General features: G+C 70.7%; 16 protein-coding genes. 6 read left to right on the top strand and 10 right to left on the bottom strand.

What is annotated here, in order from left to right; all coding sequences use genetic code 11:
- The 3 genes from VF092_14005 to VF092_13995 all read left to right on the top strand — a co-directional run.
- Positions 1-1361 (top strand): DNA gyrase C-terminal beta-propeller domain-containing protein (locus VF092_14005; GenBank protein ID HEX6748406.1); only part of this gene is annotated, 1361 nt, incomplete at its 5' end.
- 170 nt (positions 1362-1531) lie between these two features.
- Positions 1532-1795: a hypothetical protein gene (locus VF092_14000; protein ID HEX6748405.1), complete on the top strand. Its 264-nt coding sequence runs from the start codon at positions 1532-1534 to the stop codon at positions 1793-1795.
- Between the two features lie 58 nt (positions 1796-1853).
- Positions 1854-2312 carry an SRPBCC family protein gene (locus tag VF092_13995; protein HEX6748404.1) on the top strand — a complete coding sequence of 153 codons (459 nt, stop codon included), beginning with the start codon at positions 1854-1856 and terminating at the stop codon, positions 2310-2312.
- Positions 2313-2461: 149 nt separating this feature from the next.
- Here VF092_13995 and VF092_13990 read toward each other — a convergent pair whose 3' ends face one another.
- Positions 2462-3172, bottom strand: a complete 711-nt coding sequence (locus VF092_13990) for a hypothetical protein (protein HEX6748403.1) — start codon at positions 3170-3172, stop codon at positions 2462-2464.
- Between the two features lie 154 nt (positions 3173-3326).
- Between VF092_13990 and VF092_13985 the strand changes: the two genes are divergently transcribed.
- A complete protein-coding gene (locus tag VF092_13985; GenBank protein ID HEX6748402.1) occupies positions 3327-3944 on the top strand; it encodes a nuclear transport factor 2 family protein in 618 nt (205 codons plus the stop codon).
- Here the strand turns inward: VF092_13985 and VF092_13980 are convergent.
- On the bottom strand, positions 3892-4773 hold the full coding sequence (locus tag VF092_13980; GenBank protein HEX6748401.1) for a transglycosylase domain-containing protein: 882 nt from the start codon (positions 4771-4773) through the stop codon (positions 3892-3894). The genes VF092_13985 and VF092_13980 overlap by 53 nt on opposite strands.
- Positions 4774-4951: 178 nt before the next feature.
- Between VF092_13980 and VF092_13975 the strand changes: the two genes are divergently transcribed.
- On the top strand, positions 4952-6211 hold the full coding sequence (locus tag VF092_13975) for a 4-hydroxy-3-methylbut-2-enyl diphosphate reductase (protein HEX6748400.1): 1260 nt from the start codon (positions 4952-4954) through the stop codon (positions 6209-6211).
- A 129-nt stretch (positions 6212-6340) separates the two neighbouring features.
- Here VF092_13975 and VF092_13970 read toward each other — a convergent pair whose 3' ends face one another.
- The 5 genes from VF092_13970 to VF092_13950 all read right to left on the bottom strand — a co-directional run bounded on the left by VF092_13970 (position 6341) and on the right by VF092_13950 (position 10284).
- Positions 6341-7948 carry an HD domain-containing phosphohydrolase gene (locus VF092_13970; GenBank protein ID HEX6748399.1) on the bottom strand — a complete coding sequence of 536 codons (1608 nt, stop codon included), beginning with the start codon at positions 7946-7948 and terminating at the stop codon, positions 6341-6343.
- Positions 7949-8033: 85 nt separating this feature from the next.
- The gene (locus VF092_13965) at positions 8034-8531 is read right to left on the bottom strand and encodes a hypothetical protein (protein ID HEX6748398.1); all 498 of its coding nucleotides are present in this window, start codon (positions 8529-8531) and stop codon (positions 8034-8036) included.
- A gap of 294 nt (positions 8532-8825) precedes the next feature.
- On the bottom strand, positions 8826-9179 hold the full coding sequence (locus VF092_13960) for a hypothetical protein (protein ID HEX6748397.1): 354 nt from the start codon (positions 9177-9179) through the stop codon (positions 8826-8828).
- The gene (locus VF092_13955; GenBank protein ID HEX6748396.1) at positions 9176-9685 is read right to left on the bottom strand and encodes a cytochrome c; all 510 of its coding nucleotides are present in this window, start codon (positions 9683-9685) and stop codon (positions 9176-9178) included. Before VF092_13955 ends, VF092_13960 begins: the two co-directional genes overlap by 4 nt.
- A 131-nt stretch (positions 9686-9816) precedes the next feature.
- Positions 9817-10284, bottom strand: a complete 468-nt coding sequence (locus VF092_13950) for a SufE family protein (GenBank protein HEX6748395.1) — start codon at positions 10282-10284, stop codon at positions 9817-9819.
- A gap of 331 nt (positions 10285-10615) precedes the next feature.
- Between VF092_13950 and VF092_13945 the strand changes: the two genes are divergently transcribed.
- Positions 10616-11695, top strand: coding sequence for a M57 family metalloprotease (locus tag VF092_13945; protein ID HEX6748394.1), 1080 nt, complete (start codon positions 10616-10618; stop codon positions 11693-11695).
- Positions 11696-11956: 261 nt separating this feature from the next.
- On the opposite strand, the gene VF092_13940 is transcribed toward VF092_13945, so the two are convergent.
- From VF092_13940 to VF092_13930, 3 genes are all read right to left on the bottom strand, one after another.
- Positions 11957-13240 carry an SGNH/GDSL hydrolase family protein gene (locus VF092_13940; GenBank protein HEX6748393.1) on the bottom strand — a complete coding sequence of 428 codons (1284 nt, stop codon included), beginning with the start codon at positions 13238-13240 and terminating at the stop codon, positions 11957-11959.
- A 69-nt stretch (positions 13241-13309) separates the two neighbouring features.
- The gene (locus tag VF092_13935; protein ID HEX6748392.1) at positions 13310-14671 is read right to left on the bottom strand and encodes an outer membrane protein transport protein; all 1362 of its coding nucleotides are present in this window, start codon (positions 14669-14671) and stop codon (positions 13310-13312) included.
- 201 nt (positions 14672-14872) lie between these two features.
- Entirely contained in the window at positions 14873-15157 is a 285-nt protein-coding gene (locus tag VF092_13930) for a hypothetical protein (GenBank protein ID HEX6748391.1), read from the bottom strand.
- Between the last annotated feature and the right edge of the window lie 145 nt (positions 15158-15302).

Raw genomic sequence — 15302 nt, 5'->3', positions numbered from 1 at the left:
CGATGCGCCTCTCGCGGCTGACGCAGCTGGAAGGCCGGGAATTGCGCGAGCGGCTGGACGAGCTCGAGGCGCGCATCGTGGAGCTGGAGGCGATTCTCGCCAGCCCGGAGAAGCAGCTCGACCTCATTCGCGGCGAGCTGCGCGAGCTGGCCGACCGCTACGCCGACCCGCGGCGGACGAAGATCTTCGAGAACGAGAAGTCGGTGAAGCTCGAGGACATGCTCGCGGCCGAGCACGTGGTGGTCACCGTCAGCCGCGAGGGGTACGTCCGCCAGATCCCCATGGCCGTGTACCAGCGCAGCATGACGGCCGGGAAGCGGATCGCGCTGGACCGCTACGAGGACGACTTCGTGGAGCGCGCCTTCGTGGCCAGCACCGACGACACGCTCCTCGTCTTCTCGACCGACGGCAAGGCGTACGGGCTGGCCGTGCGCGACGTGCCCGAGGCGGGGATCACCGCGCGCGGCAAGGCGCTGGGGCAGCTGTTCGAGCTGGGGAAGAAGGCCGGCGTGGCCGCGGTGCACGTGGTCCACGAGTTCCGCGCCGACCGCTCGGTGCTGTTCGCCACGGCGGAGGGGACGATCAAGCGGACGGGGCTCGAGCAGTACGCCAACGCGCGGGCCGGGGGAATCGAGGCGATCAAGCTGACGGGGAAGGACGCCGTCCTCGACGTGCGGGTGACCGACGGCGAGGGCGAGGTGATCCTGGTCGCCCGCGGCGGCCGCGCGATCCGCTTCCCCGAGGCCGAGGTGCCGATGATGGGCCGCGTGGCGCAGGGCGTCCGCGGGGTGAAGCTGAAGGACGGCGAGATGGTGGTGGGGATGGCCGTCGCGCGGCGCGAGGGCGGCGAGCTGTGCGTGGTGACCGAGCGCGGCTGGGCCAAGCGCGTGGCCCTCGACGAGCTGCAGCCGCAGGGGCGCGGGGGGATGGGAACGCCGCTCGTGGCGACGTCGAAGGAGTCGGGCGAGGTGGCCGCCGCGCGCGAGGTGCACCCGGGCGAGGACCTGATGGCCGTCACCAGCGGCGGCCGCGCGGTGCGCGTGAAGCCCGACGCCGTGCCGAAGACCGGCCGCGCGGGCGCCGCGGAGAAGGCCGTGGCCATCTCCGGCAGCGAGCGCATCGTCGACGTCACGCACGTGGCCGAGCGCGAGCTTCCCGAGTCTCCCGACGAAGACGAGCCGGTGACTTCAGGGGACAGGGGACAGGGGACAGGGGACAGCGAGCAGGGGATCGTCGCGGAGGTGGAGGAGGAGATCGAGGACGTTGTCCCCCCGCCCTCCTCCAACGGCTCGAAGCCCTCCGATCCGGAGCCAACCGAGGGCGACTCATCTGCCGAAGACGAACTGGACCTCTTCGGCTGATCACCAAAAAGAAGGAATCTCACAGAGGGCACAGAGGTCACGGAGAACAGCGATTAGTTCTCCGTGACCTCTGTGCCCTCTGTGGCTGTGAGAGACTTGTCGTTATGAACTCTTGCGTCGAACGTGCGTGGATGTTACCATGGTACATAGGTACAGAACAGGAGCGAACGATGGCGGATGAACGGATCTTCGTCGAGCGGGTTCAGACGGGCGTGCGGATGGAGAAGCGGATGGTGAAGGTGCTCAAGGCGCTGGCCGAGTACCACGACCTGTCCCTCGGCGACCTGCTGGAGGGGATCGTCCTGCACGCGTTCGAGAGCAAGCCCGCGTTCGGCGAGCGGTCGCTGGAGCTGATCCGCAAGCTGAAGGACGTCTACGGGATGGACTACGGCGCCGAGTCCGCCCACCGCTTCCGCGAGGCCGCCGATGCTTAGCGCCGCCGCGGTCGCCCTCCTCGCGATTCCAATCACCCTTGCCGCACAGGAGCGAACGATGCCGCAGGCGGAGCACGTCACACGCACAGCCACCATCCACCTGGACGGGCCGGTGGAGGAGGTATTCCCGCTCTTCGAGCCGGTGGGAGAGGCGCGCTGGGCGGCCGGGTGGTCGCCGAAGTTCCTCTGGCCCGCGGACGGTACGGCGCAGGTCGGCACCACCTTCACCACAGACGAGCGCGGCCGCGAGTCGTACTGGAGCGTGGCGGAGTACGAGCCGGGGCGCCGCATCGTCTACGCGCACCTGGTGCCGGGCTCGCGCTCCGGGCGCATCCAGGTGCGCACCTCGCCCGCGGCGGGCGGCGGCACCACGGCCGAGGTGCGCTACGACCTGACCGCGCTCGGCCCCGTCGCCGAAGACCGCCTGCTGAGCATGAGCGACGCCGACTTCCAGCGCTGGATCGGCGAGTGGGAGACGGCGATCAACGGCGTCCTCACGACCGCGACGCACCACTGAAAAGAAGCCTCACGCGGAGACGCGGAGGCGCGGAGAACTCACCCCGGCGATGAGTTCTCCGCGACTCCGCGTCTCCGCGTGAGAATCAGGAAAGACGAGGGGCGAACCGTCTGCCGGCTCGCCCCTCGTCATCCGTGCGGTCGATCCGCCTACGCCGCGATGCGCTCGCCGAGCGTGGCCACGTCCTGCGTGCGGATGGGGCGGCCCAGGCTGAGCAGGTCCAGCACGCGGTCGGGCGCCGGCTGGTACTTCAGCACCGTGGCCCGCATCCCCAGCAGCAGGTTCACCGTCACCAGCGTCCCCGGCACCTCGGTGCGGTCGAGGATCGCGGAGAGCTGCGCGCGGGTGTTGTCCTGGAAGTTGCGCGCGACGATCACCAGCGCGTCGGGCATCTCGTCGGCCGCGGCCTCCACCGCCTTCATCGACGGCCCGCCGAGCGACCACTGCACCGCCGGGTACGCCAGCACGATTCCCTCGCGCCCGCCCACCGAGAAGCGCACCGCGCCCTCAGGCCCCACCTCCTCGAGCCGCGCGTTTCCGGTGAGGTCCTCCACCACGCGGCCGATCCGCCCGCGGAACTCGTCGGCCACGAGCGGGCCCTTCAGCGACAGCGAGCGCAGCGACTCCGCGAACCAGCGGTCGGCGTCGAAGTGGCGGTAGCAGGGAAGGAGGCGCCGCGCGGTGGCGCGGTCCACCATCCCCGTGTCGGCCAGCGCGTCGAGCAGCGCGTCGCCCTCCAGGTGCGGCGCGTGCGCGGCCACGTGGCGGAGCGCCGCCTCCATGCGCTGCCCGTCGTCCCCGCCGACGAGCGCGGGGATGGGGATGCGGAGCGCGTGCGCGAGGTTTCCGAACCAGATCATCGGGTCATCCGTTTACAGCGGGATTGCTGGATTGGACGATGGCGCAGACCGCCCGTGGCGTCAAGGGACTCGCCCGCGCTTGACACCGGGGGCGCGCCGCGCAGATTCGGGTCGGTCCTCCGCCCTCGCCACCGTACCCCGCACCCCGCCCAACGTGCGACGACTGTTTCCGGCCGCCGCCGCGGCCCTCCTCTCCCTGGCGGCCTGCGACCTGGTGAAGGTGGAGCGCACCCCGCGCGGCTTCTACACCCAGCGCGACCCCGCCCGCATCGACCAGCAGGAGGCGGCCAGCGAGATCCGCGCGCGCGTGCGCAACTTCGCCGAGGAACTGGGGCGGGGGAACCGGACCCGCGCCATCACCGCCATCAACCCGACGGAAGACGTGCTGGTGATCGGCTCCGACGCGTCGGGCGGGGTGGCGCGGATCGGCGTGCGCGGGCTGGCCGAGGCGCTCGACAGCGTGGCCGTTCCCGCGCCGTCCGTCGCCCGGACGCCCGACCTGCGTGTGGAAGTGGGATTGCGCGAGCAGACGGGGTGGTTCTCCACCCCCATCCAGTTCATCGCGCCGGGGGCGGCGGGGCCGGAGCAGTGGCTGCGCGCTTCGGGGGTGTTCTCGCAGGACCGGGGCGACTGGAAGCTGGTGCAGATCCACCTCTCGCGCCCCTGGGTGGCCCCCGACACCACGCGGGCCGACAGCGCGCGGGGCGATTCGCAGCGCGTCACTCCCCGCCGGACGGCGGATTCGCCCGCGACGAGTCGCTCACGGGGATAGAGCCGGGCGGGAGGCGGATCACCTCGGGCTCCTCGCCCCAGCCGGCCGGGCGCGTCATCGGCGCGTAGTCGATCCCCGGCTGGAAGGCCAGCATCTCGCGCCGTGCCGCGTCGTACGCCGCGCGGTCGATCTCCCCCGCCGCCAGCAGCCGCCGCAGCACCTCGTTGCGCCGCGCGCCCACCGCGCCGGGGATGGCCTCGGGGTGCACCAGCCGCGGCGGCAGCAGCATCCCCGCCAGCGTGGTTGCCTCGCTCAGCGTCAGCTCGCGCGCGTCCTTCCCGAAGTACTCCTCGGCCGCGTGCTGCACCCCGTAGATCCGCCAGTCGCCCGCCTTCCCCAGGTAGATTCGGTTCAGGTAGTACTCCAGCATCTGCCCGCGCGACAGCCGCGCCTCGGTCAGCGGCACCATGAACGCGCGCCACGCCTGGTCGTCGACCCCGCCGCGCAGCCGCTGCACCTGCGAGACCAGGTCGACGGTCAGCCGCGGCCGGTCCTGCCGCCCGTAGGGGGAAAGGCGCTGGAAGGAGGAGGTGTCCACGACGGCCAGGAAGGCGTCGGGGATGTAGCGGGGGAGGTCGTTCAGCCGCACCCAGTCGGGCCGGCGGCGGGCCTGGGGATACTGGCCCATCAGCCCGTGGTCGAGCCGCGCGTTGGCCATGAAGGCGAAGATCGACATCGCCACCACGATCGCCGCCCCGGCGATCAGCAGCAGGATCAGCGAGCCGCGGTGCTCGCCCCCCAGGCGCCGGCGCTCGGGGACGTCACGCGTCCACTTGCCGGTGCGCGGCGCGCCGCCCAGCGCCTTGGGCTTCTTCTTCCCCAGCCTCAACGATCCTCCGGCTCCGTTCGGGCGGCGTGGTGTACCAGTGCGCGTCGGGACGCGCCGCGAGGGGGCAAAAACTATTCCCCGTGCGGCGTTTGCGCGAGGTTGCGCCGCTCTCCGCCGGGGGTTAGCCTTCACCCCGCCGGCGCACTCACGCACCTTCGCACTCACGCACTTCGACGCAGTGGAGCAGAACTATTTCCGCCGCGGCTTCGGGCTCCGCAAGGAGATCGAGCCGCTGATCCGGTCCGAGTACCACAGCGCGCTGGTGGACCGCATCCGCGCGCGCGGCTACGAGGAGACGTACGGCCGCGGCCGCGACGAGGTGACCGTGCGGCTGGCGGAGGAGTTCGGCTTCTGCTACGGCGTGGACCGCGCGGTCGACTACGCCTACGAGACGCGGGTGAAGTTCCCCGACCGCCGCGTCTTCCTGCTGGGCGAGATCATCCACAACCCGCACGTGAACCGGCGCCTGACCGACATGGGCGTCGTCTTCCTCTACCCCGGCGAGGGCGGCCGCTTCGACTTCTCCGGCCTGACCCCCGAGGACGTGGTGATCCTCCCCGCCTTCGGGGCCACGGTGGACGACTTCCGCCGGCTGCAGGAGACCGGGGCCATCCTGGTCGACACCACCTGCGGCAGCGTGCTGAACGTGTGGAAGCGGGTCGACCAGTACGCCCGCGACGGGTTCACCGCGCTGATCCACGGCAAGCACTACCACGAAGAGACGCGGGCGACGGCCAGCCAGGTGTACCGCTGGCCCGAGGGGCGCTTCATCGTGGTGCGCGACATGGCCGAGGCGCGGCTGGTGATGGACTACATCGAGCGCGCGCCCGGGGCCATGGCGCGCGAGGCGTTCCTCGAGCACTTCCGCGAGAAAACCTCGCCCGGCTTCGACCCCGACCTGCACCTGCAGCGGATCGGCGTGGCCAACCAGACGACCATGCTTTCGGGCGACTCGCTCGCCATCGCCGCGGAGGTGGGGAAGGCGCTGGAGCGGCGGTACGGCGGCGAGCCGGGGTACGACGCGGCGCAGCGCTTCCGCTCGTTCGACACCATCTGCTCGGCCACGCAGGAGCGCCAGGACGCGGTGGTCAAGCTGGTGGGGGACGAGGAGCGCAAGCCCGACGTGATGCTGGTGATCGGCGGCTACAACTCGTCGAACACCAACCACCTGGCGGTGATCTGCGCGCGCCACGTGGTCACCTACCACATCGCTGACGCGCGCTGCATCGACCCGGAGCGGCGCACCATCCGCTTCAAGCCCAGCGGCACGCCGGCCGACGCGCCCGAGGTGGAGGCGGAGGACTGGCTCCCCGCCGGCCCCCTCGTCGTGGGCCTGACCGCCGGCGCGTCGACGCCCAACAACAAGATCGGCGAGGCGGTCGAGCTGATCCTGCGCACCCGCGGCATCCCCGTCGAGGCGCCCGCCGTCGCCGCCTGATCCGAGGATCGGAGAGAAAGAATCACATCGAGGGCACCGAGGAAAAAGAGAGGCACGGAGAACTCATCGCGGTTCTCCGTGCCTCTCCGTTTTTCTCGGCGTCTCTATGTGAAACAGGATCGACGGGGATCAGGCCTGGGAGACGGCCATCCGCTTCTGCGCCTCCTCGGCGGTGCCCATGATCTGCGGGAACAGCTCCTTGAAGATGGAGAAGATCTCGGGGTCGAACGAGCCGTCGTCGTCCTCCATGATCTCCAGCGCCTCCTCGGGCGTCAGCCGGCGGCGGTAGCTGCGCGCGGTGGTCAGCGCGTCGAACACGTCGGCGATGCGCAGGATCCGCGCGGAGAGCGGGATGGTGTCGCCGGAGAGCCCGTCGGGGTAGCCGCGCCCGTCCCAGCGCTCGTGGTGCGAGCGCACCATGGGGCGGATGTCCCAGGGGAACTCCACCGGCGCCAGCATCTCGTCGCCGGTCACGGGATGGCGCTCCATGATGGCGCGCTCCTCGTCGGTCAGCTTCCCCGGCTTGTTCAGGATCTCCTCGGGCACCTCGGTCTTCCCCAGGTCGTGCAGGAAGGCGCCCATCCGGAACCACACGATCTCGCGCTCGCCCATCCCCGCCTCGGTGGCCAGCCGGCAGGCGTAGTCGGCCACCCGCTCGCAGTGGCCGCTGGTGTAGCGGTCCTTGGCCTCGATCGACTCGCCCCAGAAGCGCACCAGCGACAGGAAGTCCGTCTCCAGCTTGCTGATGCGCTGGGTGATGTCTTCCTGGTCGGGGTGCGCCCGCAGCCCCGTGAACAGCGCGTGCGCGCGGTTCAGCGCCTCGAGCGCCTCGCGGTTGCGCGACTGCGCGCGCAGCACCAGCGCCAGCTCGCGCTGCGTCTCGGCCTCCAGCAGCGGCTCGCGCCCGCCCGCGATCTCCACCGCCTGCTCCAGGTGGATCTGGGCCAGGTGCAGCTTTCCCGTCTGCCGGTAGATGATGCCGTAGAACTTGAGCGCCTCGCCGCGGCGCAGGTGGTCGTTCAGGCGGCTGGCGATCTCGAAGCCTTCGTCGCAGCTGGCGCGCGCCCGGTCGGGCTGGCCGAGCGCGAGGAACAGCTCGGTGCGGTTGATGTGGATCCATCCCGCCGACACGATGTCGCCCGCCTTCTCGCACATCTCGAGCGCCTGCTGGAAGTACGCGTCGGCGTCTTCCAGCTTGCCCATGTCGATGTGGAGCATGCCCATGTTGTTGAGCGCCCGCGCGCAGCCGCGCGGGTGGTCGGTGGCGCGGAGATGGGTGAGCCCCGCGACGTAGTGGTCGAGCGCGGACTGGAGCTTGCCCCGGATGTTGTCCAGGATGCCGAGGTTCTGCTCGATCTCGCCGAGCACGGGCGCCGACAGCACCTCCAGCGCGTGGGCCCGGGCACGCAGGTACATCTCCTCCGCCTCCTCGATCCGCCCGGCCGACTGGAGCAGGATCCCCACCCCGTTCAGCGCGCGGGCCGCCCGGAGGTGATCGCCCGCGAGCTCCGCCGACGTCGTCGCGAAGTCGAAGACGTCGTGGGCCGCGTCGGTCTCGCCGCTCTGGCGGAAGCAGTGCCCCAGCCGCGTGACCGCCTCCAGCATGCCGTCACGGTCACGCTCCCGCACCGCGTGCTGGAAAGCCTGGTCGTAGCATGCTGCGGCGTCGGCCCATGCACCTTCCGCCTCGTGCTTCAGGGCGCGGTCGAGATATCCGGCGGCGGGAAACTGAGTCAACGCGGATCGAGTGGGAGATAAGAGGACGCAGAGGGGCGCCAGGTCACTGGCGCCCCGGAGCATCGAACCTGGTCCGGCCGGCAGATCAGTAGCCGCTGGCCATGTACCCCGAGAAGTGGTGCAGGTTCGTGCTCGCGCGGTTGTTGCCGGTTGTCGCGGGCAGGATCTCGGCCACCGAGCCGCTCTCGTTCACGTAGGAAACGCTGATTCGCTGATAGGCCCCGGCATTCGAGCCCGCCGTGTTCAGCTGCAGCACCGGCAGGTGCCCCTCGGGGAAGGTCAGCCCGTGCGGCTGCAGCTCCACGCCCACGTACGTCTCGTCGGAGGTGATGCTGATCTGCGTGGGGCCCGACAGCGCGCCGGCCGGGAACACGATGCGGTCGCCGGCGGGGCTCACCAGCGATCCGCCGCGCTGGTCGATCACGGCCGAGGCGGTGCCGCTGATGCTGAAGCGCGCGTGGGCGCCGCGCAGCACGAACTCGGGCTGCGCCGGCGCCGATGGCGATTCGGCGCAGCCGCCGATGGCGATCAGGATGCCGGCGAGGGCAAGGGACGGGCGACGGAACGAGATTCTGGACAGCATGGGGGGTTTTCTCCGGTACACGTGGTGTGCGGGGGCGGGGATACGGTTCAAGACAGGTTGTAGCGTGATTGCACCATAGTGTACATCGCCCCTCGTCCGAAGTCAACACTCGTGAACACCCCAAAGAGGCCCACCCGCTTAGGGACTAATCTGGCAGAGAGAACACCCGCCGTGGCGCGCAGAGTCGCGCTTTCGGGCGCTTCCCTGGAACGGGAAGGCCCCCGACGCGCGGTGGCCACCGCAAGGGAAAGCGGCGCGCCGGGAGTCGGGTCCCGGCGCGCCGCCTCGGTGTGCTCAGTGGTGCGCGGGAGGACCGGCCAGCACCCGGAAGTTGTGGTTCAGCACCGCGATGATGCACCCCAGCCCGGCGATGGTCAGGAAGATGCCGGTTAGGGCGTACGCCACCACCGCGCCGCCGCGGGCGATGGTGGCCCAGCTCTGCGCGGCCACGAAGGCGGTGGCGGCCAGCGCCAGCAGCCCCAGCCCGATCCCCATCCCCGCGGCCAGGGCAACCATGCGCAGCGCGCCCTCGCTGACCTCGGGCATGCCGATGGCCGAGGCGCCGCGCGGGCGCGGGTTGGCGTCGGCCCACGCGCGATAGCGCGCGCGGACCGTCTCGCCGGTGCGGTCGTCGTCGGGTGTGCTCATGACTGGTGGCTCAGCGCGTAGACGTAGGCGGCCAGGGCGCGCACCTGCGCGTCGTCGAAGCTCCCGCCGCCCTTGGGCGGCATGGGCGCCGGGTGCTCCTTCGGCTGCGGCACGCCGTTGGTGATCAGCGTCACGATCTCCGGGTAGGCGCCGGAGATGTTGATCCACTTGGTGTCGCTCAGCGTGGGGCAGGTGGTGGTGCCGGCCCCCGCGGGCCCGTGGCAGCCGGCGCACACGGTGCCGAACAGGTCCTGCCCCTGGTCCACCATGGCCTGCGTGACGCCGGCGGGAAGGTTCTTCGCGGCCAGGCGCGCCTGCGCGGCGCCGGCCAGCCCGCCGGCGGGAACCGGGGGCGGGTCGGGGTTGGTGGCCTGCGGCACGGCGGGCTCTTCGCGGTACGAAACGCGGTCGTACCCGTAGTCGCCGCCGGGGTGGCAGCCTGCGGCGGCCAGCGCCAGCGCGGCGACGAGCGCCGGGCGCACCAGGCCGGGGATCGGTCGAGGCATCGGTATCCAGGTCTCCTGTCGGTCCGGGCCGACAAAAGAATGCGGCGGCCCCCGTCGCGCAAGTGCGTTTTGGCTCGCCCGCGCGCCGAAGTGCGCCGCCCGGGCGGCGATCCGCGTCCCCTTCCGCCCCGTCATCCCGCCGTTGCCGGTCCCGCCTCGGCGGTGGCCCGGCGGGCGGCGCGGCGCAGGCGCTCGACCATGGCGTTCAGCCCGTTCTCGCGCGCCTGCAGGCCGATCTTGCCCATCACCTGGCGCACGAAGTCGGGGGGGATGTCGAGGGTGGTCTGCGGCGGCTGGCCGTTCAGCGCCTCGAAGAGCATGGCCAGCAGCGCGCGGATGGCGGCGCTCTCGCGCGGGACGTCGGCGTGGAACCACATCTTCCCGTCCACCACCTCGGGGAAGATGGCCACCGGCGTCTGGCACTCGTGCACGCGGTACTGCTCCATGTCGAGCCCCCGGAAGCGCTCGGGGAGCGGCGGAAGCCGGTTGGCGTACTGCACCAGCGCCTGCCGCGTCATGTCGGGCGACAGCATGGCGAAGCGCCGCAGGATGCGGTCGATGGACGGCGGGATCCCCGCCGCGGAAGCTTGCTCGGTCATCGGTGCGTTCGATGGCTGCAGGGTACGGACCGGGAATATAGCAGGTGGCGGCAAGGGGATGGAGAAAGGCCGCGGCCAGGATGGGGTCGCGGCCTCCTCCGTTCCACCCGTACTGATCGGCCGCCTCGTCCTCTCCGCGCGTCACCCGACGCCTTGACGTGCGAGTCGGGCTGTTGTGATATTCGGCGCATAACGTGAGGAATAAATGTTTGTGCCAGCGAACGCAAGGTGATACGCGAGCGGGTGCAACATCTCCTCATGGGAGTTTCTTCCACCCAGCACCACGGAGTACGTCATGCGCGGCAACCGGGTCGTTCGAACATGGATGGGCTTGGTCGGATCGATACTGCTGCTGGCGGCGTGCGGCGACGAGGCCGCGAACGTCACCGCCAGCACCCCCGATCCGCTGGTGGCGCGGATCGCGGCGATGGGCTTCAGCACCCTCGGCCTGCGCGACGCGGGAAGCTATTACGTGGTGGAGGGCGACATCATGCTGCGCAAGGCGGATCTGCGCGCCCGGCCCGCGGGGCCGCGCCTCCAGTACGCCACCACCGACCGGGTGAGCTCCAGCGTCGCGTACGACATCGACGTGAAGTATTCCGCGGTCAGCAGCGTGAGCTCGGCGTGGGCCACGGCCATCACCAGCGCGCTCGGCCAGTGGAACAGCATCCCGGGCGCGCGCGTGCTGATGCGCACCGCGGGCACCTCCACCACGCCCGACGTCACCATCGACTTCTCGCAGTGCCCGGACGCCGGCACCATCGCCTGCGCCAGCTTCCCCACCTCCGGCGGCGGCACCGGGCCGATCATCCACATCGACCCCGACTTCCAGAACCAGCTTTCGTCGTCGGAGAAGCTGTGGGTGATGGTGCACGAGCTGGGGCACACGCTGGGGTTCCGGCACACCAACTGGAACAACAGATGTTATCCCACCGACGTCTGCAGCGAGGAGATCGGCACGGAGGGCGCGGAGCACATCGACGGCACGCCGGTGAGCACCTCGGGGAGCGCCGACACCGATCCCACCTCGGTGATGATGTCGAATGCGACGTCGTTCAACGGCTTCAGCTACTACGACCGCTGGTCGGCGCGGGTGCTGTTCCCCGGCGGCCTGGGGCCGAACGCCAGCGGCACGCTCTCCGGCGGCCACCCGGTGATCTCGTGGCCCGCCATGGGCGACGCGTCGTCGTACCAGGTCTACAAGGTCGACACGGGGTTCGATCCCTTCACCGCCACCTACACCACCTGGTACACGTACGTGGGGAGCACCTTGAGCACGTCGTACACCGACGCCACGCGCACCTTCTCGAACGTGGGGCAGTGCTCGATCACGGTTTCGGGATACTCGGTGCGCGCCGTGTTCCCCGACGGCACGGTGAGCAGCGACGGCAACCCCATCTGCTACTCGTGAGCGGCAGGGCGAGCAGAAAAGAAAAGCTCATACCAGATCCGGAAGAACAACAGGTCTCACGCAGAGCAGCAGAGGCAGAAGAGGTGAGTTCTCCGCTGCCTCTGCCGCTCTGCGTGAGGCCGTCTTTTTCGGATCTCCGAAAACGCTCCCCCGACGGCCGGAACACGCCTGAATCCGGCTCTTCATCCAGTGCCCTGAACGCTGAGGGGCGGCCCCGGATCCGGAGCCGCCCCTCGCCGTCGTGCCGATCTTCTGGCGCCGTCAGTTCGTCGCCAGCGTGGTGCCGTACTTGGTGTTGATGCGCGCCGCGAGCTGCTGCGCGATCAGCAGGTGCGCCGCCGAGCTGGGGTGCACCCCGTCGTACGAGATCAGCGCCCCGAAGAAGCCCGGCGCCGCCGTGGCGCCTGTCACCGGGCAGCTGTTGAGCACCGCCGTCTGGAACTGCGCCGCCGTGGTGGCCGTGGCCAGGAGCTGGCACTTGCGGATCTGGTTGAAGCGGCCCGAGGTGGTCCGCGCCAGCTCGGGGCGCAGGATGTCCATCGGGTTCACGTACAGCCACCCGTTGGCGTCGGCCGCGGCCTTCAGCGCCGCGTTGAACGCGGCGATGCGCGCCCCCAGCACCGCCCGCTCGGCGGCGTCGAGCAGGAACGCGCCGCCCTGCGCCGAGGCCGGGTCGCAGTTGATCTCCGGCAGCGCGCTGCTGACGATCTGGAACGACACCATGTTGGCCGCCAGCGGGTTGGGCGTGCCCAGCGCCGTCACCGGCGAGCAGTTGTTGTTCACCGGCTTGCCGTTGAACCGGCCCGCCGCGTCGCGCGACAGGAAGAAGTACGCGCCCGGCTGCAGCAGCGGCGCCGCGCTGTCGGCGAACACCACGCCGATGATCACCGCGCCCTGCGCGCCCGACGCCTTGATGGCGTTGGCCATGGCGGTCACGTTGGCCTGGAACGGAGCGAGCCGCGTGAGGTTCGAGTCGGCCCCGGCGGCCAGCGGCCCCAGCGTGCCCGACAGCGCCGCGGAGAGCGCGTCGTTGTTGCCGATCCAGGCGGAGACGAAGGTGGGCTGCAGGTCCTGCATGGCCTGGATCTCGGTGCGGCCGCCGGTGAGCAGGCCGTACAGCTGCGCGATCTGGCCGCCGGGGATGGCGAACAGGTCGGCGATGCGCACCCCCGGCACCGCCAGGTTGGCGCCCGCGAACACCTTGGCCGAGTCCACCCGCGAGCAGGTGCTGGCGGCGGTCGACGGGGTCAGCGGCGCCGTCATCAGCGGCGGGCACCCGGGCCGCGCGAACAGCGGCTGGTTGAAGGGCGTGCCCGCGCGCTGCGCCAGCAGGTTGGCGTACGAGTTCCGCTGCGTCGAGTCCACGATCCCCGCCGACTGGAAGCCCGCGGTGATCGAGTTGCCCAGCGACACGTAGCGCGTGAACAGCGTGCCGCCGTTCGCCGGGGTCTGGAGCGTGGCGAGGTCGTCGCCGTCGCCCACGCACGCGCCCATCGCCAGGGCGGCCAGCGCGGCCACGGCCAGGAACGGGCGTCTGGTTGCCACTCTCATGCTGCTCTCCTGAGGGTTGTCACGCGTTCATCTGTTTACGGGACGAGCACCGGTCGCCGGCCGTCACTGCAGGGCGTTGGGCTGCGCGCCGAAGTGGTACGAGAAGGTCACGCCGAAGGTCTGGCCGGTGGCTCCGTACACGCCGATGACCGGCTCGTCGGGGCGCACCGCGCCGCGGCGGTCGGGCTGGTTGATGTACTGGAACGACAGATCGGTGGTCAGCGCCCGCGTGAGCCGCAGCCCCAGGCCGGCCGTGTAGTAGTTGCGCTCGCCCTCGGGAAGGAACGGCGTGGCGCGCGGCGTGGCGGCGGTGTTGTAGCGGTAGCCCAGGCGGATGGCCACGGCGTCGCTGTAATCGAACTGCGCGGCCGCGCGGAAGGTGTTGGTGTTGCGGTAGTTCAGGTTCAGCGTACGGTCCACGCCGCCCGCGCCCTGGAAGTCGATGTCGAAGCGGTCGAAGCTGCTCCACCCGGTGCGCTGGTAGTCGAAGAGCAGGTTCAGCACCTCCACCGGGCGGAAGCTCACGCCCGCCACGAACTGGCTGGGGAAGGTGATGGTGGTGGCGATCCCCTGGTCCTCGAGCGGGCCGCCGGCCGCGAACTGCGCCGCCAGGAGCGGGTCGAAGATGGTGCCGGTGGGTACCTGGGTGAAGTCGGCGTCGCCCTCCAGGTCCACCTTGGTGCGGTGCAGGTAGCGCACGCCCACCCGGGTGCGGTCGCTGATGCGCAGCACCGCGCCCACGTGGCCGGTGATCCCGTTGCCGCTCCCCTTCAGCGTGGCGTCGGCGATGTCGAAGCCGCGCAGCCCCACGGTCGGCGCGTCGGCGCGCTGGTGCACCTCGATGGTGCTGTGCACCAGGTCGAGCCCCGCGCCCACCGACAGCACGCCGGGGATCAGCTCGTACGACAGGGTGGGCTGCACGTAGTAGGCGCGCAGCGAGTTGTCGTACCCCGTGTAGCGCCCCTCGAAGTTGGTGGTGCCCGCGGCGGTGCACGACGCGGTGCTCTGGCTGGCGTCGCACACCGGCCAGTCGAGCCCCAGGCCGTACGGCGCGAAGGCGCCGATCGCCGCTGCCAGGCGGGGCGTGGCCTTGTACGATAGGAAGATCTGCGGCACGGGCACGATCTCGGTCTCGCGCGTGATGTGCGACGCCGTGCCCACCGGCTCGCGGCCGGGGTCGTAGGTGAACTCGCCGCCGGCGCGGATCAGCGTGACGCCGATGCCGATGTTGCTCCCCTGCAGGGCCAGGCCGCCGGGGCTGAAGTACACGCCCGAGGCGTCGTCGCAGGGCGAAGCGATGCCTGCGCCCACGCGTCCCGACATGCACGCGCTCTGCTGGTCGACACCGGACCCCTGCGCGTGGAGCGGGGCGCTGGCGGCGCACGCGAGCGCGGCGGCGCCGGCGATTGCCAGACTTCGTCTCATGCGAGTTCTCCTTGGGTGCTTAGCGGTGAAGCTCCAGGCCGTGGAGCCCGGAATGACGGAGGGTGCTGGGGATGACGGGTCTTGATGATACGGGTGTGTGCGCGGAGCACGATACATTGGGCAGACCCCGTGCGCAAGGCGGAAATCCGCGCCGCCACACGGCTTCCGCCGTCTCCGGGGCTTCCGGGCGGTGAGCGCCGCTCAGCGCCCGGCGGCGGCCACCACCAGCGTCCCCGCCGCGTTCGCCAGCGCGATGCAGTTGGCGGCGACGAACACCGGGTTCTTCAGTCTCAGCGAGTAGACGAGGAAAAGGAGGCTGGCCAGCGACTGCAGGGCGAAGAAGAGGGGATCCACCTGCTCGGGCCCCTCGGTGAGCGCCTTGACGAAGGTGTAGGTGAGCGACGTCGCCAGCGCCAGGCAGGCGATCCATCCCACGACCTTCACCCCCATCCGGTCCGACGCGCGCCGGCTCGGCGTCTTCGCCATCCATCCTCCGCTGATTCGTTTTCTGCGATGTTGGGCGGCGGCGATGCACGGCGCGGGCCGCGATCGAGAAAAGCCTCACGCGGAGACGCGGAGGCGCGGAGAACTCACCCCGGCACCGGGTTCTCCGCGACTCCGCGTCTCCGCG

The organism is Longimicrobium sp., assembly GCA_036377595.1.
Lineage (GTDB): Bacteria > Gemmatimonadota > Gemmatimonadetes > Longimicrobiales > Longimicrobiaceae > Longimicrobium.
The sequence above is the reverse complement of the archived record's forward strand: the minus strand, read 5'-3'. Positions and strand labels throughout refer to the sequence as shown.